Genomic DNA, 23621 nt, shown 5'->3' with positions numbered 1-23621 from the left:
ATCCGGTCAGCTCATTGAAGCAATCTCCGGAACACGACTCAATACATCACACCACTTGCAGGGCGAATTGTGGCCAGTAAAGATGCATTAACGCTACCGGGCAGCTTGCAGCCGAATTCAGACTTACTGCAGCAAACTTGCAACACCTGACACGCCATTCGCATTGGCGCCGGCCGTTCTCCCCGCACCGCACTGGGCAGAGGTTTGACCTCCGAAGTTTTTTTTGCTCATTTAGCGCGAGATATTTTCCTCAATTACTTAGCCTATCGCTGGACGAGGGGGCACAGATGCGTATTCGGTTTGGCTACACGGTCGCAGGCATTTTGGCTTTGGGCACAACGCTGTTCGGCAACTCCGGGCCGGCGGCGGCAGCAGACCTTGGCCTGGTCACAAAAGCACCGGTCGGCACCTGCACCGAGATCGTCTTCACCTGCGAGAACGGCCATCAATATCCGCTGTGCCCGCGCGCTGTGTCGGTCGAGGGCGAAGTGGTCACGGCCTCCCTGCTCACCGGCCGTGGCGGCATCCATGTGCGGCACGTTCCGATGGGCGTCGGCTATCGCTATGCGGGCCGCGGCGTCTGGCTGGACGGCTTCCGGGAAAACGCGCTGCTCAACTTCGGCAAGCGTCACCAGGTGGCGTGCACCATCGCGCATTCATGAGTGCGCGCTCTGCGTCGCTCCAATGGGCGTGACGCAGAGCACCTCAAGCAGCCGAACTCTCCTCACCCCTTGGTGCGGAGCACGGCGCGCGACGAGCGCGAGAACATATAAGCCTTCGGATTGACGTAGACCGGGCAGCGGTCCTGCCACTGGTACAGCTGCCAATTCCATTTCCAGCAGCCCGATACGATCTGGGGCTCTTGCACGTAGTCCAGCCGGTACGGCGGATCGCCAAACGGATAGTAGTCGCCGCATCGCGCCGCCGTCGAAGACAGAACGACGATGGAAGCGGCGGCGGCAATGATCACGGAAAATGACTTGTTCATAACGCCCCTCGATCGAATGACGTGACGGCGCGAGAGTGCCAAATCCGCCGGTCGTTATCAAGGTGCCGCCTGCCTCGTGACCGGCTCGCCGACTGTTCTACACCGCGCGATTCTGCGTCGGCGAGCGGCCGCCGCCATCGGCGACCAGCACCGCGCCGGTCACGAAGGACGCCTCGTCGGAGGCCAGGAACAGGCAGCACGCAGCGATCTCGGCGGGCTCGGCCATCCGTCCCAGGGCAATGCGTCGTTCGATGCCGCGAATCTCGGCATCGACACTGGTGTCGTTCTGGTCCGCAAGCAGCTGCATTTCATGGGCGCTCATCGGTGTGCGCACCCAGCCTGGCGCCACCGCATTGGCGCGGATGCCGTCGGCGCCGTGGGCATAGGCGAGCGAACGCGTATAGGCGACGACGGCCGCCTTGCTCGCGGCGTAGCTTGCGCTGTCCGGGCTGGCATTGAACGCGGCAACCGAGGCGACGTTCACGATCGCGCCGCCGCGCTGCCGCAGCAGTGGCAGGGACGCGCGACAGACGCGCATGGTCCCCGTGAGGTTGACATCGAGCGTCCTGGCCCAGACCTCGTCGGAGACGCTGGCGGGCTGATCCGGCACGATCAGGCCGGCGGCGTTGACCACGATGTCGAGCCACGCCCCGCAGGCGGTGACGGCTTTGGCGATGTCGTCCGGACGCGTGACGTCGCCATGGACCGCCTGCCCTCCGCACTCCGCCGCCGCGGTCTGAAGCTCGGCGTCGCCAAGGCCGAACAGCACGACGCGCGCGCCGCTCAACGCCAGCAGCGCCGCCGTGGCCCGGCCGATTCCCGTGGCTGCGCCGGTCACCAGCGCGGTCTTTCCGTCCAGCCGCGGCATCAGAGCATGATCCGGAAAGGTGGTAACCGGTTTTCCGAAAAGATCATGCTCATCTAGACTCCCCATTGCCGTTCGACGGCAAATCCGGTTTCCGGCAGCGTCGAGCCGCCGTCGACGACGATGGTCTGCCCGGTGACGTATTTGGCCTCGGCGGAGGCGAGATAGAGCATCGCGCAGGCAATGTCGTCGGCGCTCCCCATGTGCCCCATCGGGATGAAGCGCTCGAGCTTCGCCTTGTTTTCCGGCGCGCTCATGGTGCCGCGACCGGGCTTCTCGATGAAGCCGGCCTCGACGCCGTTGACTGTGATGCCGTCGCGCGCGAGCTCGAAGGCGGCACCGCGGATGAACGCGTTCACGCCGGCTTTCGCCGCCGAGTAATGCGCGCCGCCGCCCATCGCGACACGCGCGGAAACCGAGGACGTCACGAGGATGCGCCCGAACCTGACGGCGCGCATGTGCGGAATCGCGGCCTGCGCGAGCCAGATGCTGGCGTTGAGGTTCAGCGCCAGCGTGTCCTCAAGCTTCGCTTCATCAAGCTCTTCAAGCGATGACCACGGACAGCCGCCGGCATTGTGCACGACGATATCGAGCCGGCCATATTGAGCAGCGACGCGATCGACCATCGCGCGCAAGCTACTGCGGTCCAGCCGGTCGAACGGGACGCAATGCGCCGCCCGTCCATCGGCCGTCAATTCGCGCGCCAACGCCTCGGCCACATCAAGCGTGCGGTTGGCGATCAGCACGGTCGCGCCGGCCTTTGCGAGCCGTCTCACGATGGCCGCGCCGATCCCCCTGCCGCCGCCGGTGACGATGGCGATCCGGCCGTCAAGATTGAACGGTAGCGCCTGCATCAGATCGCTCCCGCGCCGCGCAGCAAGTCGATGAACCGCGCCAACACCGCCGTGTGCCTGTCGACGTCGCGCGCGGACGTCGCCGGACACATCAGCAGCATGGTGTGGAACGGGGTCACCAGAATGCCCTCGTTGATGTAGAACGCATGCAGCAGGGTCTCGAGATCGGGTTGCCGGCCGGCAATGACGTCGGCGCCGCTGCGTGGCGGCTGCGGCATGAACATGATCTCGGCGCGCGCGCCGATCTGCGTGACGTGCCAGGGCAGACCAGCCGCTGCGATCAGCCTGCGGGCTTCCTGCGCCAGCCAGGTCGCGGTTCCGATCATCCGCTCGTAGTTCGCAGAGGTCAGCACCTTCTCCAGCACCGCGCGCATGGTCGCGACCGTCAGCGCGTTGCCGGCAAGCGTGCCTCCGAATCCAAGATGCGCCGACTGCCGCTCCCGCGGATTGACGTGGGGGACGATCTTCCAGAGTCGCTCCGCGATCTCGTGGCTGAGACCAAACACGCCGGCGGGGATGCCACCCGCGATCGCCTTGCCAGCGACGAAAATGTCGGGATCGAGCCCATGGCTCTCCGTATAGCCGCCCGGCCCGCAGGACAGCGTGTGGGTCTCGTCGATGATGAGGACGGTGCCGGCGCGGCGGGTCAGGTCACGCAACGCCCGGTGAAAACCAGGATCGACCGGGATCATGCCGAAATTCGTCATCAGCGGCTCGGTCAGTACGCAGGCGACGTCGCCATGCGCAAGCGCCTCCTCCAGCCCCGCGACATCGTTGAATTCAACGACCCGGCTCACCGCATCATGATCGATGCCGTTAGAATGAATCATGTTGCGCAGGCCGACCCGGCCGTCGCGGATCTCGACATGCGCCTCCTCGACGCCGCCATGATAGCAGCCGGAGAACACCAGCACCTTGCGCCGGCCGGTGATCATGCGCGAGATTCGGATCGCCGCGCGGTTGGCATCGGTCGCTGACGTCGTCAGCGTCCAGTATTTCGGACCGAAGCGGCGGGACAGTTCGGCGCCGACCCAGATACTGTCTTCCGTCGGCAGCATCATGGTTGCGCCACGCTTGAGCTGAGCGAGCGCAGCCTCGGTCACCGCCTCGGGCGCGTGGCCGCACATGCCGCCGGTGTCGCCAAGGCAGAAATCGATGTAGTCGCGGCCGTCGATGTCCCTGATATGCGCGCCCTGCGCCTCCTCGGCATAGACGGGGAAGCCGCCGGCCCAGCGCCGCATCCAGTGCGACGGGCCGCCGTAAAGGTAGTGCTGCCGTCCCTCCTGCCAGGCCGCGGCCGATCGCGGGTGCAGCGCGCGAAAACGCTCCTGCTCGGCATCGAGCAGTCGGTTCAGAACGCCCGTGCGTTCGGCGGTTGCAGCTGTCATAGCGCGATCCAGGCGGTCTTGAGGTCGGTATAGGCATCGAGGGCGTGCAGCGACTTGTCGCGTCCGAAGCCGGATTGCTTGAAGCCGCCGAGCGGCACCGTGATGTCGGCGCCGCCATAGGCGTTGACGTGCACGACGCCGGCCTTGATGGCGCGCACCATGCGATGCGCCGTCGACAGACTTGCGGTCCACACCGCCGACGCAAGTCCATAGGGAGTCGCATTGGCGAGCGCTGTGGCATCTTCCTCGCCCTCGAACCGCGTCACTGCCAGCACCGGGCCGAACACCTCCTCGCGCCAGACCTGCATCGACGGCGTCACCTCGGTGAGGATCGTAGGCGCCATGAAGTTGCCGCCGCTCTCGACGTGGATTTGCTCGCCGCCGACCAGCCGCGTCGCGCCCTGCGCTTCCGCGTGGGCAACGGCATCCAGGTTCTTGCGCAACTGCGGTTTGCTCGCGATAGCGCCGATATCCGAGGTCAATTCGAGGGGATCGCCGACGCGGAGTCTGGCGGTGGCGTCGAGCAGCTCGGCCATGAAGCGATCATAGATCGCGGACTGCACCAAGAGCCGCGATCCGGCCACGCAGACTTGGCCGGAGTTTCGGAAGATGCCGCTCGCCGAGACCTTGGCCGCATGCTTAATGTCGGGCGCATCGGCGAACACGATGTTGGGCGACTTGCCGCCAAGCTCGAGATGGACGCGCTTTAGGTTCGATCGCGCCGAGCATTCCAGGAGACGCCGGCCCACCGCACCCGAGCCGGTGAAGGCGAGCACATCGACATCCATGTGCAGCGCAAGCGCCTCCCCGGCGGATGCGCCGCGGCCGGTGACGACGTTGAGCACGCCATCGGGTAACCCCGCCTCGGTCGCGAGCTCGGCAAGCCGCAACAGCGTCAACGACGCAAGCTCCGGCGGCTTGACCACGACCGAATTTCCGGCGGCGAGCGCCGGGCCGATCTTCCACGCTCCGATCATCAGCGGGAAATTCCACGGCACGATCACGCCGACGACACCAAGCGGCTCGCGATGCACGAGCCCGAGCACATCGCCTGAGGTCGGCGCGATCTCGCCATAGACCTTGTCGATCGCCTCGGCGTAGTAACGGATGGTGCCGGCGGCCGAGAGCGGTTCGGCCTTGTAGGCCATGCTGATCTCGGTGCCGTTGTCGCGCACGCCGAGTACCGCAATCTCGAGCGCGTGCTGCTCGATGAGGTCGGCGAACCGCAGCAACACCTTCTTGCGCTGCGCCGGCGCCGCGCGCGACCAGTTGCCCTGCTCGAAGGCCTGCCGCGCGTGGCTGACCGCGGCGTCGACATCGGCCGCGTCGCCGTCGGCCATGCTGGTCAATAGCCGGCCGTCGATCGGTGACACGACATCAAGCCGTGCCTCGCTGATCGCCGGCGCCGGCCGGCCGCCGATGAAGAGCTGCTGGACCGGAATGACGGCCGCGCGTAGTCGATCGATCTGGGCTTGCTGCATACGAGATTATTACGACGATGATAAAAGCGGCTTCCGAGCAAGTCCGCTGGCATGGCGCAATCCTCGCCAAATCAAGGCTTTGGCAGCAATCAACCGATAGGTGGATGTCACGGCAAGGCCGGTCCCCATAGCGTGATTGCACGATGGCCGAGCGCTCCGCCTGCGTTATGCAAACCGGTTGTCACCATCCCTTACGCCTGCCGGCGAGCCGAAGGTCATGCCTGAGATGACGCAGCCCCGCATTCTCCTGATCGGAACGGGAGACACCAAGGCCGACGAACTGCTGTTCATGAGCGAGTGCATCGCGCGCGCCGGTGGCCGAACCATCATGATGGACATCAGCGTGCTCGGCGATCCGCCGTACCAGGCGGCACATGACAAGCACGCGGTGGCGGCCGCCGCACAGACCACGATCGAGGCTGTCGCATCGAGCGGCGACGAGAATTCCGCGATGTCGCTGATGGCGGTCGGCGCCGCCAATCTGGCGCGCGCGCTCGCGGAGCGCGATGCCATCGACGGCGTGATCGCGATCGGCGGCACGATGGGCACCGACCTTGCGCTCGACGTCGCGCAGGCGCTGCCGCTCGGCCTGCCGAAGCTGATCGTCTCGACCGTCGCCTTCTCGCATCTGATCCCGCCCGAGCGCGTCGCCGCCGACCTGATGATGATCCTGTGGGCCGGCGGCCTCTACGGCCTCAACGGCACCTGCACCGCCGTGCTGTCGCAAGCCTGCGGCGCGATCGTCGGCGCCGCCAGAAGCGCAATCAGGCCGCGTAAGGACCGGCCGGTCGTTGCGATCACCTCGCTCGGCAAGAGCTGCCTGCGCTACATGGTCGAGCTCAAGCCGCAGCTCGAACGGCGCGGCTACGAGGTGGTCGTCTTCCACACCACCGGCATGGGCGGCCGCGCGATGGAATCGATCGCCGCGCAAGGTGGCTTTGCCGCGGTGCTGGACCTCAGCCTGCAGGAGGTCGCCAACCAGCTCACCGGCTCGGTGGTCAATTCCGGCGCTGACAGGCTGGAGAATGCGGGCAGAGCCGGCATTCCACAGATCGTCGCGCCCGGGGCGATCGATATGGTCGACTTCCCGGCATGGCTTGGGGTTCCGAACGAGCTGTCGGATCGTCCATTCCACGCGCATAACCGGCTGCTTGCGTCGGCGACGTCGGGATCCACTGATCGCCAACGGATCGCCCGCGCGATTGCCGGGAAACTGTCCCAGGCCAACGCTCCCGTCGCCTTCGTGCTGCCCGCCGGCGGCATCCAGCAATGGGATCGCGAAGGCGAAGCCTTGCACGATCCCGACGCCCTCGCCGCCTTCGTCGACGCCATGCGGTCGGCGATCGAGGCGCCGGTCGAGCTGCACGAGATCAAGGATCACATCAACAGCGCCGCATTCAACGAAACGGTGCTCGGCATCTTCGACCGATGGGTCGCTGCCGGCATTGTCCCTCGCGGCCGCACCACGGCTGCCGCATGAGGAGGCCGCTTGCCCAGGCGCTGGTGCTCGACTTCGGGGGCGTGATCTCGAAGACATTGTTCGAGACCCACGACCTGACCGAGCGCACGCTCGGGCTCGCGCCGTGCACCCTAAAATGGCTCGGACCGTTCGCGCCCGACAGCGATCCGCTCTGGACTTCCATGCAGCGTGGCGAAATTTCTGAGCGCGACTACTGGCTGACCCGCAGCCGCGAGGTCGGGCGCCTGGTCGGCGAGGACTGGCGCGACATGGAGACCTTCGTGAAACGCGCGCGCGGCGCCGATCCCGACACCGTGATCCGCCCCGAGGCTGCGCGCGCGATCACCCTCGCCGCCAATGCCGGGTTCCGGCTCGCCATTCTCTCGAACGAGCTCGACCTGTTCTACGGTGCCGATTTCCGCAGCCGTCTTTCTATCCTCAAGCGCTTCGACACCATCGTCGATGCCACGCATACCGGGATCTTGAAACCCGACCCTCGCGCCTATCAAAGCGTGCTGGACGAACTGGCGCTGGAGGCAGACAATTGCGTCTTCGTCGACGACCAGCGCCGCAACATCGCAGGCGCCGCCGCATGCAACATGCGCACGGTGCTGTTCGACGTGCGCAATCCTGCCACGTCCTACAGCGAGGCGCTGCGGCATTTCGGGCTGCAATTCGACTAAAGCGCTTTCGAGCGAAGTGGGTACCGGTTCGCGTGAAGAAAGCGCATCAAGACTAGAATCTGGAGCCCCGTCCCGATTCCATCGGAACGGAAAAGGCTCCAGCCGGACAGGGAACGATCATGCGCGACAGAAACTTCCTGGTTGAGAACAACGCCAAGCCGATCTGGCACCCGATGGCCCATCCCGCCGAGATGCGGGCGCAGCCGCCGCGGATCGTGATGAAGGGTGAAGGCGTTGAAGTCACCGATATCGACGGCAAGACCGTGATCGACGCGGTCGGCGGATTGTGGAATGTCAATCTCGGCTACAGCTGCGACCCGATCAAGCAGGCGATCGCGGACCAGCTCAGCGCGCTGCCGTATTATTCGGGCTTCCGCGGCACCTCGAGTGGCCCCTCGATCGAGCTCGCCTACGAGCTCACCGAATGGTTCAAGCCGGAAGGCATGGTGCGCGCTTTCTTCACCTCGGGCGGCTCGGACTCGGTCGAGACCGCGCTGCGGCTCGCCCGGCAATACTGGAAGATCAAGGGCCAGGCTGACCGCACCAAGTTCCTGGCACTGAAGAAAGGCTACCACGGCACCCATTTCGGCGGCGCCTCCGTCAACGGCAACGCCAATTTCCGCCGCAACTATGAGCCGATGCTGCCCGGCGTGTTCCATATCCCCGCGCCGTCGATCTATCGCAATCCCTTCAACGAGACCGATCCCGCAAAACTCGCGCAGCTGTGCGCGGCGGCGATGGAGGAGGAGATCGCGTTCCAGGGCGCCGACACCATCGCGGCGTTCATCATGGAGCCGGTGTTAGGGGCCGGCGGCGTGATCGTGCCGCCGGACAGCTTCATGAAGCTCGTGCGCGCAATCTGCGACCGTCACGGCATCCTGATGATCGCGGACGAGGTCGTCACCGGTTTCGGACGCACCGGCGCGTGGTCGGGTTCGCGGCTCTGGGGCGTGAAGCCCGACATGATGACGATGGCCAAGGCGATCACGTCAGGCTATTTCCCGCTTGGCGCGACGCTGATCGGCGAACAGGTTGCGGAGGCCTTCGAGGCCGACACGACCACGTTCGGCTCGATCGGCCACGGCTACACCTATTCCGGCCATCCGGTCGGCTGCGCCGCGGGCCTCGCGGCGCTCGCCGAGACCCGCCGCCTCAAGCTTGACGAGAATGCCGCCGCGCGCGGCGAGGACCTTGCGCGCGCGCTGGCCGCGCTCAAGGCGAGGCATGCGCTGGTCGGCGACGTCAGGGGCAAGGGTTTGATGGCCGCGCTCGAACTGGTCGCCGATCGCGACAGCAAGAAGCCCGCCGACAAGAAGACGATGGCGAAGGTTGCCGACGCCGCCTACGACGCCGGCGTGATGCTGCGCGTCTCCGGCAACAACCTGATCCTGTCGCCGCCCCTGATCCTCACGTCGGCCGACGTGAGGCGGATCGCCGAAGGGATCGACGCCGGCCTGTCAGCGGCTACCTGACAGAGCACTCACACAGGCCATGGCGCGCTCGAACAGCGCGCCATCCGCCTTGCCGCGGTCAACGCAATCGGCCAGCGATATGGCCGACATCCGCTGGTCGGTGCAGAAGATGCGCATGAAGTCGGCCGCCAGCGCGACCTTGCGCGGCGCGGACTGTCGTTCCCAGTCGCTGGTGCTCAGATAGAGCAAGGAGGCATCGTCGGCGATGCTCTCGGCCGCCGCGCCACGCGCGGCTGGGCCGGTTCCCAGTAGCGCCAGCAGCGCGCCGGCAGCCACTCCGATGCGATGCGCGCGGCCGCTCATTTCGTGTCCCTGGCATTCACCATCGGCGGCACGTCGAGCGCGGGATTGCGATCGAAGAAGTTGAACGGACGCAGCCGGAAGCCATGCCACAGGCCCGGCATGACCGGCCAATCCTCGGCGCGCGGCACGTGGCGGAAGCCGACCGTGTACCACAGCACGAGGTCGCGGTCCTCGATCGGCCGCTTGGCCGCGGTCCATTTCGGCAGGCCGTCGACCTCGGGGTTTCCGTTCGGATACATGCCCGCAGCGTAGCGCTCGTCCTTGGCGTAGGCCGAGGTCCACAGCGTGTAGGCGCTGAAACCGGCACGCAGCTGGATCGGATCGTCCTTTGCGAGCAGCGAGACGTCGGAGTGGCCGGGCATCAACTGATAGCTCGTGCGATAGCCGCGGCTGTTGGTCTTGCCCGTGCTCTCGATCCTGAACTGCGCCGCGTTCAGCGGCATGGTGATCGGCCCTTCGGTCGCAACCGGCCTGGTGTCGACCTGCCAGAGGCTCTTGCGCTGGCCCTGCTCCAGCCGGCGGACATTGAAGCGATCCTCGACCAGCCGGTTCGCGGTGCCGTCGACGTCCATGTCGATCCGGAACGTCATGTAGTGATCGTGATTGACCGCGAGCAGCCGTTCGTCGACCAGCGTCCCAAAGGCGGTATCCTGCGCAGCCGTCGGGTCGCTCAGTGTCTTGCTCGCGACGCCCTTGGTGGCATCGATGCCGTAGGCGCCGAGCCGCACATCGATATTGCCGGCACGGTCGAACACGTAGTCCACCAGATAGTCGTAATTGCCGACCACCGGCGCCATCCGCACCACCAGCTCATTGTTCGGTCGAACCTCGGCGGTGTTGTTGATCAGCTCGCTGTGGCGCCAGATCGGATCGCCTGTCGGGCGCTCGAAGATGCAGACCGCGCCCTTGGACACGACCGGCGCACCCTTGGTATCCGAGATCGTCAGGTCGAGATAATGCGCGCCTTCGGGACAATCCACGCCGCGCTGCAATTCGCTGGAGAGCACGCCAAAGCCGTACTCGCCGATATCCATATAGGCGCGGAACGACCAGGTCGGCGCCGGATCCATATAAGGCACGAACATCTCGCTTGCCGAGATCTGATAGGCGATGTCGCGGAGCGTGCCGTGGTCATCGTAGCGGATCAGCGACAGCACGGCGCCGACGCGCGGCTCGAGACGGACATGGAACGACCAGTTGTCCCAGCGGACCTGACCGCCCTCCACCTTCACATTGCTGCCCTCGGGCGCGGTGATCTCGATCGGCTTCGGCGGCTTGCGATATGTTCCGGAGTCGGCATAGGCGTGCGACGGCGTCTGCGGCGGTGGCGGCACCACGCCAAGATCGGTCACTGACAGCACCGTTTTGCTCTTGAGATCGACCTGGGCGAACAGGTTCTCGATCGGCTTGCCCCAGAGATTGTTGGCGGCGCCCGTGGTGTCAACACAGGGAACGTTGAGCAGGCGGCGGCCTTTCAGGGCCGGGTCGCTCACCGGACCGACCGTCAGCGGCAGACACATGACGTTGCGGAAATCGGTGATGCCCCGCTTGGCCATCGCGGCGATCCAGCGCGGGTCCTGCTTCGGCAGATCGCCGGCGGAGATCAGTTCGTCGATGGTCAGCGCAGCCTCATGATCCCTGACTTCCTGCCAGCCGAGCAGGCTCCGCGCGGCGAGATCGATATGCGCCTCGTAGAGATGCCCGCCGCTCAGCAACGTGGCGCTGGCCCGACGCGTGAATGGCTGTCCGGGCTTCCACGCCCGCACCTCGTCCTTGGGATCCTCGTCGACCGTCATCGAGACGACCCGCGCCGAATCGTCGAGCTTGCCGGCGCCGCGAAGGGTATCGGAGACCGAGCGGATTTCGTCGGTGGTGAGCCCGTCCATCGGGTGCGTTGCGGTCACCTGCGGCCACATCCGGCGCTCGGCCTGCGCCGGCAGCGGCGCCGCCAATGTTGCGACCATCAGACCGGCCACTGCCCATACGTCATGCCGGGATATCAGAGCCATTCCGCCCTCCACTCAAAGCCAGAACAGTCAGAATACAAGCAACGGTGGCGACGTGAAGGCCCGCCTCATCCGGTAACCTGTTCCGACGCAGCCGGCAGGATCGCGGCCGTGGCCGGGCGTGGCGCGGCGCGGTGGACATCGAGCAGCCGCACGCCGATGCGATCGCGCAAGGCCGGCCAGATGCCGCGCGGCGCCACGATCATCACCACGACGGCGATGATGCCGAGCCCGACCAGATACCAGCCGCCAGACAGCCCGAGCGGCCCGGTCATCAGCTCGCGCAGGCCGAAAAAGATGATGACGCCGAGGATCGGGCCTTCCAGGGTTCCGATACCGCCGATGATCACAATGAACATCATGTAGACGGACCAGTTGACGTCGAAGGCCGCCAGCGGCGCGATGAACAGATTGCCCATGAAGCTGAGCGCGCCGGCCAGCCCGCATCCCGCCGCCGAGAGCACGAAGGCGACGAAACGATTGTGCCGGACGTCGACGCCGACGCTCATCGCCGCAAGATCATTGTCGCGCACGCTCATCAGGCCGAGCCCGAAGCTCGACGTCATCATCCTGTACAGCGCCGCGATGGTGACGAGCGTCAGGCCGCCGGCGAGCCAGAACATCGTCGGCTCGAACCAGTCGAAATCGATCAGCTTGCTGGTCGCGAGCGGCACGCCCGACGTGCCGCCGACGGCCTGCGACTTCATCGTGAACGCGCCGATGATCTCGGCGAACACCCACATCGCGATCGAGAAATAGGCGTCGCGCAAACGAAACAGCGGAAAGGCGATGATCGCCGCAACGGCGCCCGCGACCAGCGGCGCGACCGGCAGCACCCAGATCGGCGTGACCTCGAGCCAGCCCGAGGTCAGGAACAGCGCATAGGCGCCGAACGCAATGAAGACCTGGTGGCCGAGCGACACCAGCCCGGCATAGCCCGCCAGCAGGTTCCACATCTGCGCCATCGTCAGCAAGAGCAGGCACTCGGTCGCGAGCCGCAGAAAACCCTCGTTCAGCACGAGGGGCGCGCCAGCGATCATCGCGATCAGAATGGCAACGCTGGCCATGAGAATGGTCCGTGTCGGCATCGGCATCACACCCTGCTCTACACGAGACCCGACGGCCGGATCAGCAGCATGATGAAGAACAGGAGGTGCGCATAGAGCAGCCCGGCATTCGGATCGATCTTCAGCCCGATCAATTGCGCCATGCCGAGCGCGATGCCGCCGAGCAGCGCGCCCCAGAACGAGCCGAGCCCGCCGAGCACCACGACCTCGAACGCGATCAGCAGCCGTTCGGCGCCCGAGAACGGCGTGAAGCTCGAGCGCACCGCAAGCAGCACGCCGCCGATCGCGCCGAGCGCGAGCGACAGGCCCATGACGTAGTTATAAACCCGGTCGGGCTTGACCCCGGACAGCCGGACGATATCGCGGCGGTCGGCGGTGGCGCGCACGATCCGGCCGAACTCGGTATGGCGCAGCACGAGCTGCAGCGCCATGAACAGCAATGCGGCGAGCACCAGCGTCAGCAGCGGCATGATGCCGATGTTCAGCCCGGCGACCTCGAGGCTGGCGCGAGAGAGCTCGCCAACCTGGAGGCTGCGCACGTCGGCGCCGAACATCTCGACCATCACGTTGCGCAGGATCACCGACACGCCGAACGTCAGCAGCAGTGGCGACAGCGGATCGGGCGAGGTTACGACCCGGTTGACGATGGCGGCCTGATAGAGCCATCCGACCGCAAAGGACAGCGCGATCACCGGGATCAGCATCAACAGCGGCGACACCTGCGGCAACAGGTTGGCCAGCAGCACGGCGCAGAACGCGCTCAGCACCATGAACTCGCCATGTGCGATGTTGACGACGCGCATCACGCCGAACACCAGCGCGAGCCCGATGCCGAGCAGCCCATAGAGCCCGCCGAGCAGGGCCCCGTTGATCAATGTCTCAACCCAGATCATGTCGTGCCAATCCTGGCTAGTTACCGAAATAAGCGTGCGTCAGCTGCTCCGGCTGCAAGCCTTGCGCCGGGCCGGTCAGCGACACCCGCCCCTTCAACAGGCAATAGATCCGCTCCGAGGTCGCGAGCGCGCGCTTGACGTCCTGCTCGACCAGCACGACGGCGGTGCCCTCGCGGCGGATGTCGGCAAAGGAGCGGTAGATCTGCTCGACCACGACCGGCGCGAGCCCGAGCGAGATCTCGTCGCACAGCAGGAGCCGCGGGTTCGACATCAGCGCGCGGCCGATCGCCGCCATCTGCTGCTGGCCGCCGGAGAGCTGCCCGGGAAACATCCGCCGCCGCTCCTCGAGGATCGGGAACAGGTCGAACACTCGCCGCAAGGTCCAGCTCCCTTTGCGCCGGTTGACGCTGCCCATCAGCAGGTTCTCCTCGATCGTCAGCGAGTCGAACAGCAGGCGGCCCTCGGGCACCATGATGAGGCCGAGCCGCGACACCTCTTCGGCCGGCATCTGCGAGATATCGATGCCGTCGAACTGCACCGCCCCTCGCCGCTCCTCGTTGAGACCGACCAGCGCCTTCAGGAAGGTGGACTTGCCGGCACCGTTGGCGCCGACCAGCGCCACCGCCTCGCCGTCCGCGACGGTGAAGTTCATGTCGAACACGGCTTGCAGATCGCCGTAGAAGATCTGCAGGCCGTTCACATCAAGCAACGCCATCGGCCTTCAATCCCATGTAGATCTCGCGGACCACGGCGCTGTCCATGACCTCGGCCGGCGGTCCCTCCAGCACCTTGCGGCCGAAATCGAGCACCAGGATGCGATCCGATACCGCGCGTAGCGCGTGCGGAATGTGCTCGATCCAGATCATGGCGTGATCGGCCTTCACCGACTGGATGATGGCAACAAGACGCTCGACCTCCGGCTCGGTCAGCCCGGCGGCGATCTCGTCGAGCAGGATCAGCTTCGGCTTCGAGGCCAGCGCCTTGGCGAATTCTAGCCGCTTGCGGTCGATCAGCGGCAAGGCGCCGGCGAGCTTGTCCGCCTTGGCGTCGAGCCCGGTGCGCTGCAACACCTCCATGGTCCAGCTCGATGCCGCCTCACCGGTGAGGCCGGCGCCGTAGGATGTCGCGACCAGCGCGTTCTCATAGACCGACAGATGCGGGAACGGCTGCGGAATCTGGAACGCCCGCCCGAGCCCCATCCGCGCCCGGCGATGCGGCGGCAGGGCTGATATCTCCCTGTCGTCGAGCATGATCGAGCCGCCGTCGGCCGTGAGCAGGCCGACGATCAGGTTGAGCAGCGAGCTCTTGCCGGCGCCGTTCGGGCCGATCACGCCGAGGCACTCGCCGCGCGCCAGCGCGAAGCTGACATTGTCGGCGACCACGATCTCGCCAAAGCGCTTCGACAGCCCGCTGACGCGCAGAAGCGGTGCCATCTCAGGCCAGCTTGGAGAGCAGCTGGAGATCGGCCTGCTTCGGGATGAACGGCGCCGTTCCGTTGTGCACGATCAGGAGCTCGTATTTCGACTTGCCGCCTTTGGCCTTGCGCCATTGTCCGCCCGACAGCGAGGTCACCGCGACGTTCTTGATCGGGCTGTCCTTGAACTTGACCCGGCCGACCACGGTCTCCATGTCGAGGCCGGCGATCGCATCGCGCAATGAGTTCTTGTCCTTGGGATCGCTGTTCTGCAACGCCGCGAGCCCGACCTCCCACAACGCATGGGCGTAGCCGATCGGCTGCGTCCACTGCTTGCCTGTCGTCTTCTCCCATTCCGCGGCGAGCTCGGCAGCGCTCTGCCCGGTCAGCGAGGACTTGAACGGATAGGCCGGCGTCCACCACACCTCGGTCGACATGCCGTCGCCGCGATCGCCGAGCGCATTCACCGCGGCCGGGAACAGGAAGGCCGCCGCCACCGTGCAGATCTGCGGCTTGAAACCGGCCTGCGCCGCCTGATTCCACAGCGTCACCCAGTGATTGCTGAATGTGAAGCCGGAGACGATGTCGACGCCGTTGTTCTTGAACAGCGCGATCTGGTTGGTGAAGTCGTCGGTCGCGATCTGGAATTTGCCGGCCGAGAATTCCTGATAGCCGGCCGCCGAGATGCCCGCCGGCAGGCCGAGCTTCGGATCGGAGAACGCCTGGCCCGGCGGGTTGTCGATGTAGAGCGTGCCGACCTTCTTGTTGGTCTCGACCGACTGCCACATGCCCAAGAAGTTCTTCGCAACGTCGTCGGCGCCCCAGAAAAAATGGTAGCTGTACGGAAAACCCTTGTCCGGCGTCGACTTGCGCGGGAACATCCAGCCCTGCCACGGCACCATGGTCGAGACGGTGGGAATGCCGCGGGCGTCGGCGAGCTCCTGCACCGGCGGCTGCGCGTCGCCATCCTCGATCAGGATCAGGTCGCACTTTTCACGCAGCACCAATTCACTTGCGATCACCGACGATCGATTCGGATCGGATTGATTGTCCTTGAACACCAGCTCGACCTGATAGGTCTTGCCGCCGATCTTCAGACCATCCTTCAGCCGTGCCTTGATGCGCTCATGGATCCAGGGATCGGGCTCGGCGAACTGCGCCCGGACGCCGGAGAGGCAGCCGACCCAGCCGATCTTGATGGAGTTGCCGGCGGCCCGCGCGACATTCACCAGCGGCACGTTCATCGCCGATGCGAGACCGGTGGCACCGGCCACTTTCAAGAGCGTGCGCCGGTCGAGCCGGCCGGACGCGGTATTGTTCTTTGTCTCAGTCATGTCCCTCTCCCTCCACAACCAATGATGAAAATGCCTGACTGCGGCTCACGCAGCCGATCGCTGGATCGCCGCACGGCTCACCGCGGCGAATTTGCACAAGGTGTTTTCGATGATCCGGCGCGGGATGCCGCGCACGATGAAGACGAGCCGCGAGCGCCGGTCCGCCGACGGCCAGCCGGCAAGCGTGATCGGCGGATGGAACACGTGCTGCACGCCGTGCACCACCATGGGCGCGTCGGGCTGCTCGGCGACGTGCACGATCGCCTTGAAGCGCAGAAGGTCCTCGCCTTTGAGCGCCGCGACATAGTCGAGCCAGCGCGCAAACGCCTCGCGCTGGATCGGCTCGTCGATGATCAGGCTGTAGGACGACACGCCGGCATCGTGCGCGTGATGGCCGTGGTGGCCGCACGCCTCGCCCTCGCAGTGATGATCCCCGTGATGGTGCGGCGCGTTGGCCGCCTGCGACGCCAGATCGAACCAGCGCACGACATCGGCGGAGCGCGCCGCCGGATCGAACAGGCCGGCATCGAGGACATTCGCCGGATCGACGACCCCGTTTCGCACCTTCGTGCGCGTCGCGACCGGATTGATCGCCGCAAGCTGGGCGTCAAGCCGCGCCAGTGCATCACCGGCGGCAAGGTCGGTCTTGGTGACCAGCAGCCGGTCGGCGACCGCGATCTGCCTGACGGCCTCGCCATGCGCCGCAAGGGTGTACACACCATTAACGGCATCGACGGTCGCGACCACGCCGTCGATCCGGTAGCGACTGAGGACATCGGGCGCCGTCATCAGCGTGTGCAGCACGGGCACGGGATCGGCGAGCCCGGTGGTCTCGACCAGCACCCGGTGGAACGGCGGGATCGTGCCGTCAGCGCGGCGCGACGCAAGGTCGGCCAGCGTCTCGATCAGATCCTCGCGCACCGAGCAGCAGATGCAGCCATTGTCGAGCAGCGCCAAGCGGTCCTCGCTGCTCTCGACCAGCAGATGATCCAGCGCCACCTCGCCGAACTCGTTGATGATGGCGACGACGCCATTGAGTTCTGGCTGGTGCAGCAAATGGTTCAGCACCGTGGTCTTGCCGCTGCCGAGGAAGCCGGTCAGCACCGTCACCGGGATCTGATCCACCGTGCCCATCACGCGCCCCGCTCGTGAACCTTGCGGCCCTCGAAGAAGGTCATCTCGACCCGTGTATCGGCCAATTGATCCGGCGGGATGTCGAAGATCATCTGGTCGAGCACGATCAAATCGGCGGACTTTCCCACCTCGATCGAGCCGATCGACTGGCCGAGGCCGGCCGCGCGTGCGGCATCGATGGTGTAGATGTCGATCACGGTTTTGAGGTCGAGCGCCTGCTCCGCCCACAGCGACTTGCCGGGAAAATCCCCGGTCGGATTTTGCCGCGTCACCATGCCCTCGATGCCCTGCCAGGGATCGGGGATCGGAATCACCGGCCAGTCCGAGCCGCCGGCCATCAGCGCGCCGGCCTCTTTCAGATCGCGGTTCGGCCAGAAGCGCTGCGCCCGCTCCTCGCCCATCGCGGCCTTGTGCGCCTCGAGGAAGATGGTCGGATACCAGATGATCGGCGACAGATCGGCCGCGACCCCGAGCTCGGCGAAGCGCTTGATATCGTCGGGCGCGATATAGCTCGCATGCGCGATCTGATGGATCAGATGGGTCGGGCCGTTGAAGCTGCGCACGACATCGATGGCGTCGAGCGCCTGCGTCACCGCGGCATCGCCCGCGCAGTGGATCTTCGCGGCAAGGCCCAGCTTCTCGCAGCGCCCGAGCCAGCGGATCAGGTCCGGCACGGTCAGCATGGTGGCGCCGCGGAAGCAGCAGCCGCGCACGGGATCGGCCACATACGGCTCGTGGAAGGCCGCGGTCTTGGCACCCGGCACGCCGTCGAGGAACACCTTCACATAATCGGGTTTCACATGCGCGCCGCGGTAATCCTCGCGCAGCGCGAACAGCTCCTCACCGGCCTTGCCGAACATGAAGCCCGGCTCGACCACCGGCATCGCGCAGACCGCCCAGGCCGTGAGCTCGCCGCGGTCGTCGAGGCCCTTCAGCGCCGCCATGATCGGCTGCATGCTGGCAGCGTCGATGAAGGCGGTGACGCCATAGGCATTCAGCACCGAGATCGAACGCGCCACCGCCGCGCGGTCCATCTCGGCCGTGTAGTGACCGGAAGCCGCGAGCGCCCGCTCGACCAGGCCCGAGGCGGCCTCGATCATGATCCCGGTGAGCGTGCCGGACTTGAGGTCGCGGCCGATCTCGCCGTCGGTCGGATCAGCCGTGTCGGCCGCAACACCGGCCAGCCGCAGCGCCGCCGAGCTCGCCCAGCGATTATGATAGGTGTCGTCGCGCAATACGACGGGATGCCCGAGGCAGGCCGCGTCCAGCAGCGCGCAGGACTCCGCGGTGTTCATCTCGTTCAGGAGATTGTTGCCGAACTGCCCGCCGACGATCCAGGCGCCCGGCGCAGCCACTGAGGCAGCCTTGTGCAGCGTCTCGGCGATCCTTGGAATGCTGTCGGCGTTGGAGAAGCGCAGCTCGTAGAGATCGGCCTGCCCGCCCATCATGATGTGATTGTGGATGTCGACGATCCCCGGCATCGCCATGCGTCCGCCGAGATCGACGGTCGCCGTCCCTTCGCCGATGAGCGCCGCGACGTCGCGCTCCTCGCCCACGGCGATGAACCGGCCGGCCTTGACGGCTGCGCACGTCGCCCAGGGTTGCCCGCGGTTCGACGTGTAGATCCGGCCGTTGCGGAAGACCGTGTCGGCGAATGTCCTGTTCATACGGATCAAACTTCTCGATTGGGAAAGCCTGGAGCGATCAGCCTCTCACCGTGCGGTGCACATGGCTGAACCGCGCACGACGCCGGCATGATGGCCAAACGTTCGGCATGTCGGCATTTGGAACAATCCACCGTCCGGTGGATGCTCCGCCGCCTGCCGCGATGCGGGCGGCGCGGCGCCTAGCGCGCGGTGACTTCATTTCAAATCTTGCGGCAGGCCCCGCTTCACCTCGCCCCGCTTGCGGGGAGAGGTCGGAACGCATCGTAGATGCGTTCCGGGTGAGGGGGAGCCTCCGCAAACGTACTATCGCCGGATACGCGGAGACAGCCCCTCACCCCAACCCTCTCCCCGTAAGAACGGGGCGAGGGAGCGGAGTCCCGTTGCGGACGCTAGTCGACATAGTCCCATCGCCCGTCAGAAGCCCAGCGCCAGGCCGTCCTTGCGGTGGTCGGAGGCACCGAACAGTACGCCCCTCGCATGGTCGATGCGGATCGCCTGGCAGCCGCCGATCGGCTCCTCCGAGAACCGGGCATCGTGGCCGCGGGCGCGAAGGTCGTCGCGTATCGCTGGAGAAATGGTCGTCTCCAGCGACAGCGCGCCGTCGAAGGCAAAGGAGCGCGGCGCCTCGGCCGCGGCCTGGATGTCCATCTGCATGTCGAAGATGTTGGACAGCAGATTGGCATGGCCCGCCGCCTGGTAATGCCCGCCCATCACGCCGAACGACATCACGGTCTTGTCGTCCTTGCGCAGCAGGCCCGGGATGATGGTGTGCATCGGGCGTTTGCGCGGCCCGAACGAATTCGGATGTCCGGGCCTGGCGCGAAAGCTCCAGCCGCGGTTATGCAACAGCACGCCCGATTTCGGCGCGTAGATGCCGCTGCCGAACGGATAGAACAGCGAGTTGATCAGCGACACGGCATTGAGGTCGCGGTCGACCACCGTGACATAGACGGTGTCGCGGTGCTCGATATCGTCCCAGGTCGCGGGCGCCGATGCGCGGCGCATGTCGATCTTGTCGCGAATCCTCCCGATATAGTCGTCGGCAAGGAAGGCGGCTGGATCGACCTTGCCGGTGGCGGGATCGCAAAAGAAGGCATCGCGCGCGCGGTAGGCGGCCTTGGTGGCTTCGGCCAGCAAATGGATGCGATCGGCCTCTCCGAGCTTGCCGACATCGAAGCCTGCAAGCGTGCGCAGGATCATCAGTGCGGCCAGGCCCTGCCCGTTTGGCGGACATTCGACCACGTCGTGGTCGTGGTAGCGCGCCGAGATCGGGCGCACATAGTCGGAGGTCTGGGCGGCGAAATCGTCGCTGCTGTGGGCGCCGCCCAGGGCGCGCAAGATGGCCACCATCTCGCCGGCGGCCTCGCCCGCGTAGAACGCGTCGCGCCCGTGCTGCGCGATCCGGCGAAGGGTGCGGCCGAGCGCGGGTTGCGTACGGATGTCGCCGACCTCAGGCGCCTTGCCGCCGGGCAGGAACTGCGCCGCCGCATTGCCGTCGATCTCGATCCGGGCCCGGAAGCGGCGCCAGTCCTCCGCGACGCGCGGCGTCACGCAAAAGCCCCGCTCGGCAGCCGAGATCGCCGGCCGGAAGATCTCCTCCAGCGACCTGCTGCCGTGATCGGCGACCAGCCGGCACCACGCATCGATCGCGCCGGGCACGGTCACCGCCTCGGGCGCGGTCGGCGGAATGTCGCGCGTGCCGCTTGCGGCAAATTTCTCGGCATCGGTCGCGGCCGGCGTGCGGCCCGAACCGTTCAGCGCGATCGGCTCGCCGGCCTTGGGCGAATACAGCGCGAAGCAGTCCCCGCCGATCCCGGTCATCTGCGGCTCGACCACGCCCTGCACCGCGACCGCCGCCACCGCGGCATCGACGGCATTGCCGCCGGCCTTCAGTATCTCGACCGCGGCCAGCGTCGCCTGCGGGTGCGAGGTCGCGGCCATGCCACGCTCCGCAACCGCCACCGAGCGGCCGATGGCCATGAAATCGCGCATGTCGAATCCTCTGATGTTGCGAGCGGCAGACGCTCGCCAACATTGTCGAATACGACACCGCTCCTTGGCGGACTCTCGGCTGGCCGCGCCGTGAGCGGCAATCCACCTAACGGTGGATCGGTGAATGCGGACGATGGTTGTCCCGCTAGACGCTTCTTGGACGCGGCGAATTGATCCGGCGGGCAACCGGGCAAAACTGCCAAACCTGCGCGTCAGGAATTCCTTCGGCCTGTCTGAATAGTTGCGTGCTCGGCAGCGATTCGTAGTGGGTAACTGGTTGCCAAGTCCGGAGCGCGATGGCACGCTACCTGATCAATTTCGCTCATGTTGACTGCCAATGCCGATGTCATCTCTCAAAGAGCGTCATGGCGCCAGGCGAAGTCGGTTCGGTTGCGGGGCTGGTTGGTTACGCATTGCCTCGTCTCTGGTTTCACTGTCATGCTGCGCCGTCGTTCATGACGTGCGCGCAGCGTCGCCCAATGAGGAGTCGAGCCGACAGGTGACGGCATCCGAACCGTCGGCTCAATCCGATGCCAACGGGAGTGTATTGCCAGATGCGGACCGAGCCTCCCCCGAGGCTCTGCCGACGACACCAACCGAGAAGCAAACTGAGCAGGTATCCACGACCAACGTTGTCGACCCGCTCAAGGCCGCTCCGGACAATGTCGATACAGTCTTGGTCCTGGACGAATGCTTTGTTGCCGAGAGGTGCATCGACCGGTTCCTTGGCGCGCTTTACATGCGCGCGCCGAAGACCGACTGGATCGTCGTGTACGAAAAAAGGGACGTGATCATCAAACGGAAGCGCAAGCTGATCACCGTCACACGCAGCTTCCCGAAGCGGGTCGAAAATGACTTCGGATGGAAAGACCCCAAGGCGGCAGAAAGAGCCCGCATGCCTCTGATGGATTACGTGATCGGAGGGATGGATCGAGCCTTCAAGCTAAAGCTGTTCTATTTGCTCCATGCAGCGGAACAGGCCGGACTGGCACCCGGGATCACCAGCGGATTCCGCGATGACTACCGCCAATCGATTGCAAACGGGCTGAAGGCCGCAAATGACAAATCTTATCACGGTGGCAGCTCGCGTGGAGGCTATGGTCACGGGCTCGCCGCCGACGTCGTCAGCATGAATGGCGGGAGCAAGGAGGAGCGTGCAAGCGAGACCAAGAGATTGTGGAAATGGATCGACGAGCACGAAAAGCAGTTCGGAGTTGGACGTCCATATTTGAATGGAGACCCTGCGCATCTCGCACCGGTCGATGGTCGGGAGTATGCTGCTCATCGTACGGTATCAAGGCACACAAGGCTGGCCGGCAAGCGACACACCCGAATTGCAGCATCTTCCAGACATGGCGTGACGACGCGCGCAAAGTCAAAGGCAGCGTCGAAGGGCGCGGCGACCAGAGTCAGTTCGCGCCTCTGATTGGCCTACCCTTCGTGCGCTCCGGCGCGCCCCAGCTCAGGGGGTGAGCTGGGGCTAACGGCGGCTTCGGAGGCTGTAGCGGCCAGCCTCCACCGATGACGTTACGCCTTTCTCCTGAATCCCATCCACCAGGAACCGCAATTGCTGCGCCGCGCTACCACTTTTGCGCCGCTGGATTCAGTAGCCACTGAATCTGTTACGCAGGGGCTAGCTCAGAATGGCAATTGCCGCGTGCATTCGTCGATTTACTATGTCCCTAGTCGTGCGGATTGGCCGACATTTACCCACACCCGACCATGCACCTCGCGCGATCAGGGATCGCCGCTTCGGGCCCACGAAGCGACGGTCCCGCCCAATTTCGGATGCGACAAATCAACCCGACGGGCAACACAGCAAAAACCTGTCAATCCTCACTCGCGAAGATATTTCGCTTTATCCGAAGCGCAACTCAGTGCTATAGATCACCCGTCTCGCCCGATCGAGGGGCGCTTCGCGGTCGTCACGAACGTGGGTCGAGATGCGGTGGACGCCGATTGCGCAGTCGACGAATGCGCGTGAAGCGGACGGCGAAATCGTGCAGGCCTGACGCCCTAGCGGCAGGTGTGCTCTCGCAAAACGCACAAGCGTTTGCGAAGGCGGTGACAAAAAAGCCAAGTCTCGCCGGGGAGAGCACGAAGTAAGCCGTAAACCATCGCGCAGGGAAAGCCGGGTTGTTTCCGGTTACACCTGTGGTCCTACCCCCGTGCTTTCTACCTTTTGCACGGGGCCCATGGGTGCGATCGGCACCCGGCTTTCCCTGCGCCCTCTGAATTCAGAGCGGCGAAACGAGATACAAAACTCGGACAAAACATGTCGCGAGAATATGGATGTGTGACTCACAGACCGCGCCACACACTCAATGTCGTCCTGGCGAAAGCCAGGACCCATTACCCCAAATCTCAATTGTTGCGCGACGCTGTGGCCACGGCTTTCCTCACCAACCCAATCCTGTGGTTATGGGTCCCGGCCTTCGCCGGGACGACGCGTGGAAGGAGCGGTGTGCTGGCATGTTCTTCGGTGTCATCGCCCGGATCGCCGCCTCCGCTGAAGCTCTGGCGTGCCCAAGACCAAAAACCCCGTTGAAGCCTTGGCGTAGAACCATCCTCACCGTCGTCCCTGCCTAGTGCGCAATTGCGCACGGGAGCAGGGACCCATA

At 65.4% G+C, this 23621-nt stretch carries 20 protein-coding genes; 5 read left to right on the top strand and 15 right to left on the bottom strand.

What is annotated here, in order from left to right; all coding sequences use genetic code 11:
* Positions 1–287: 287 nt before the first annotated feature.
* On the top strand, positions 288–662 hold the full coding sequence (locus tag ACVWYP_RS20590) for a hypothetical protein (RefSeq protein WP_028345103.1): 375 nt from the start codon (positions 288–290) through the stop codon (positions 660–662).
* A gap of 62 nt (positions 663–724) precedes the next feature.
* Here the strand turns inward: ACVWYP_RS20590 and ACVWYP_RS20585 are convergent, their stop codons facing one another.
* From ACVWYP_RS20585 to ACVWYP_RS20565, 5 genes are all read right to left on the bottom strand, one after another.
* Entirely contained in the window at positions 725–988 is a 264-nt protein-coding gene (locus ACVWYP_RS20585) for a hypothetical protein (RefSeq protein ID WP_038382022.1), read from the bottom strand.
* Positions 989–1085: 97 nt separating this feature from the next.
* On the bottom strand, positions 1086–1856 hold the full coding sequence (locus tag ACVWYP_RS20580) for an SDR family NAD(P)-dependent oxidoreductase (protein WP_304499596.1): 771 nt from the start codon (positions 1854–1856) through the stop codon (positions 1086–1088).
* A 53-nt stretch (positions 1857–1909) separates the two neighbouring features.
* Positions 1910–2707 (bottom strand): SDR family oxidoreductase, encoded by a 798-nt coding sequence (locus tag ACVWYP_RS20575; RefSeq protein ID WP_304499595.1) that lies wholly within the window; start codon positions 2705–2707, stop codon positions 1910–1912.
* On the bottom strand, positions 2707–4095 hold the full coding sequence (locus ACVWYP_RS20570; protein WP_304499594.1) for a transaminase: 1389 nt from the start codon (positions 4093–4095) through the stop codon (positions 2707–2709). The genes ACVWYP_RS20575 and ACVWYP_RS20570 overlap by 1 nt, the downstream gene beginning before the upstream one ends.
* Positions 4092–5576, bottom strand: coding sequence for an aldehyde dehydrogenase (locus ACVWYP_RS20565; protein WP_304499593.1), 1485 nt, complete (start codon positions 5574–5576; stop codon positions 4092–4094). The genes ACVWYP_RS20570 and ACVWYP_RS20565 overlap by 4 nt, the downstream gene beginning before the upstream one ends.
* A gap of 217 nt (positions 5577–5793) precedes the next feature.
* Between ACVWYP_RS20565 and ACVWYP_RS20560 the strand changes: the two genes are divergently transcribed.
* The 3 genes from ACVWYP_RS20560 (at position 5794) to ACVWYP_RS20550 (ending at position 9190) form a co-directional block, all read left to right on the top strand.
* Positions 5794–7056 carry a Tm-1-like ATP-binding domain-containing protein gene (locus ACVWYP_RS20560; protein WP_304499592.1) on the top strand — a complete coding sequence of 421 codons (1263 nt, stop codon included), beginning with the start codon at positions 5794–5796 and terminating at the stop codon, positions 7054–7056.
* A complete protein-coding gene (locus ACVWYP_RS20555) occupies positions 7053–7718 on the top strand; it encodes an HAD family hydrolase (protein ID WP_304499591.1) in 666 nt (221 codons plus the stop codon). Before ACVWYP_RS20560 ends, ACVWYP_RS20555 begins: the two co-directional genes overlap by 4 nt.
* Positions 7719–7837: 119 nt before the next feature.
* Positions 7838–9190, top strand: coding sequence for an aminotransferase class III-fold pyridoxal phosphate-dependent enzyme (locus tag ACVWYP_RS20550; protein WP_304499590.1), 1353 nt, complete (start codon positions 7838–7840; stop codon positions 9188–9190).
* Here ACVWYP_RS20550 and ACVWYP_RS20545 read toward each other — a convergent pair.
* The 10 genes from ACVWYP_RS20545 to ACVWYP_RS20500 form a co-directional block, all read right to left on the bottom strand.
* Positions 9176–9493 (bottom strand): hypothetical protein, encoded by a 318-nt coding sequence (locus ACVWYP_RS20545; RefSeq protein ID WP_304499589.1) that lies wholly within the window; start codon positions 9491–9493, stop codon positions 9176–9178. The genes ACVWYP_RS20550 and ACVWYP_RS20545 overlap by 15 nt on opposite strands.
* Entirely contained in the window at positions 9490–11502 is a 2013-nt protein-coding gene (locus ACVWYP_RS20540) for a copper amine oxidase (protein WP_304499588.1), read from the bottom strand. The genes ACVWYP_RS20545 and ACVWYP_RS20540 overlap by 4 nt, the downstream gene beginning before the upstream one ends.
* Before the next feature lie 65 nt (positions 11503–11567).
* Positions 11568–12566 carry a branched-chain amino acid ABC transporter permease gene (locus ACVWYP_RS20535; protein ID WP_304499587.1) on the bottom strand — a complete coding sequence of 333 codons (999 nt, stop codon included), beginning with the start codon at positions 12564–12566 and terminating at the stop codon, positions 11568–11570.
* Positions 12567–12604: 38 nt separating this feature from the next.
* Positions 12605–13459: a branched-chain amino acid ABC transporter permease gene (locus ACVWYP_RS20530; RefSeq protein WP_304499586.1), complete on the bottom strand. Its 855-nt coding sequence runs from the start codon at positions 13457–13459 to the stop codon at positions 12605–12607.
* 16 nt (positions 13460–13475) lie between these two features.
* Positions 13476–14174, bottom strand: a complete 699-nt coding sequence (locus tag ACVWYP_RS20525; protein ID WP_028331396.1) for an ABC transporter ATP-binding protein — start codon at positions 14172–14174, stop codon at positions 13476–13478.
* Positions 14161–14892 carry an ABC transporter ATP-binding protein gene (locus ACVWYP_RS20520; protein ID WP_304499585.1) on the bottom strand — a complete coding sequence of 244 codons (732 nt, stop codon included), beginning with the start codon at positions 14890–14892 and terminating at the stop codon, positions 14161–14163. Before ACVWYP_RS20520 ends, ACVWYP_RS20525 begins: the two co-directional genes overlap by 14 nt.
* A 1-nt stretch (position 14893) precedes the next feature.
* On the bottom strand, positions 14894–16207 hold the full coding sequence (locus ACVWYP_RS20515; protein WP_304499584.1) for an ABC transporter substrate-binding protein: 1314 nt from the start codon (positions 16205–16207) through the stop codon (positions 14894–14896).
* A gap of 45 nt (positions 16208–16252) precedes the next feature.
* A complete protein-coding gene (locus ACVWYP_RS20510) occupies positions 16253–17341 on the bottom strand; it encodes a CobW family GTP-binding protein (RefSeq protein ID WP_304499583.1) in 1089 nt (362 codons plus the stop codon).
* Entirely contained in the window at positions 17341–19008 is a 1668-nt protein-coding gene (locus ACVWYP_RS20505; protein WP_304499582.1) for an amidohydrolase, read from the bottom strand. The genes ACVWYP_RS20510 and ACVWYP_RS20505 overlap by 1 nt, the downstream gene beginning before the upstream one ends.
* A 414-nt stretch (positions 19009–19422) precedes the next feature.
* Positions 19423–21000 (bottom strand): gamma-glutamyltransferase family protein, encoded by a 1578-nt coding sequence (locus ACVWYP_RS20500; protein ID WP_304499581.1) that lies wholly within the window; start codon positions 20998–21000, stop codon positions 19423–19425.
* 499 nt (positions 21001–21499) lie between these two features.
* On the opposite strand from ACVWYP_RS20500, the gene ACVWYP_RS20495 reads away from it, so the two are divergent.
* Positions 21500–22426, top strand: a complete 927-nt coding sequence (locus tag ACVWYP_RS20495) for a D-alanyl-D-alanine carboxypeptidase family protein (RefSeq protein WP_304499580.1) — start codon at positions 21500–21502, stop codon at positions 22424–22426.
* Positions 22427–23621 lie beyond the last annotated feature (1195 nt).

The organism is Bradyrhizobium sp. USDA 3262 (genome assembly GCF_054060035.1).
The sequence above is the reverse complement of the archived record's forward strand: the minus strand, read 5'-3'. Positions and strand labels throughout refer to the sequence as shown.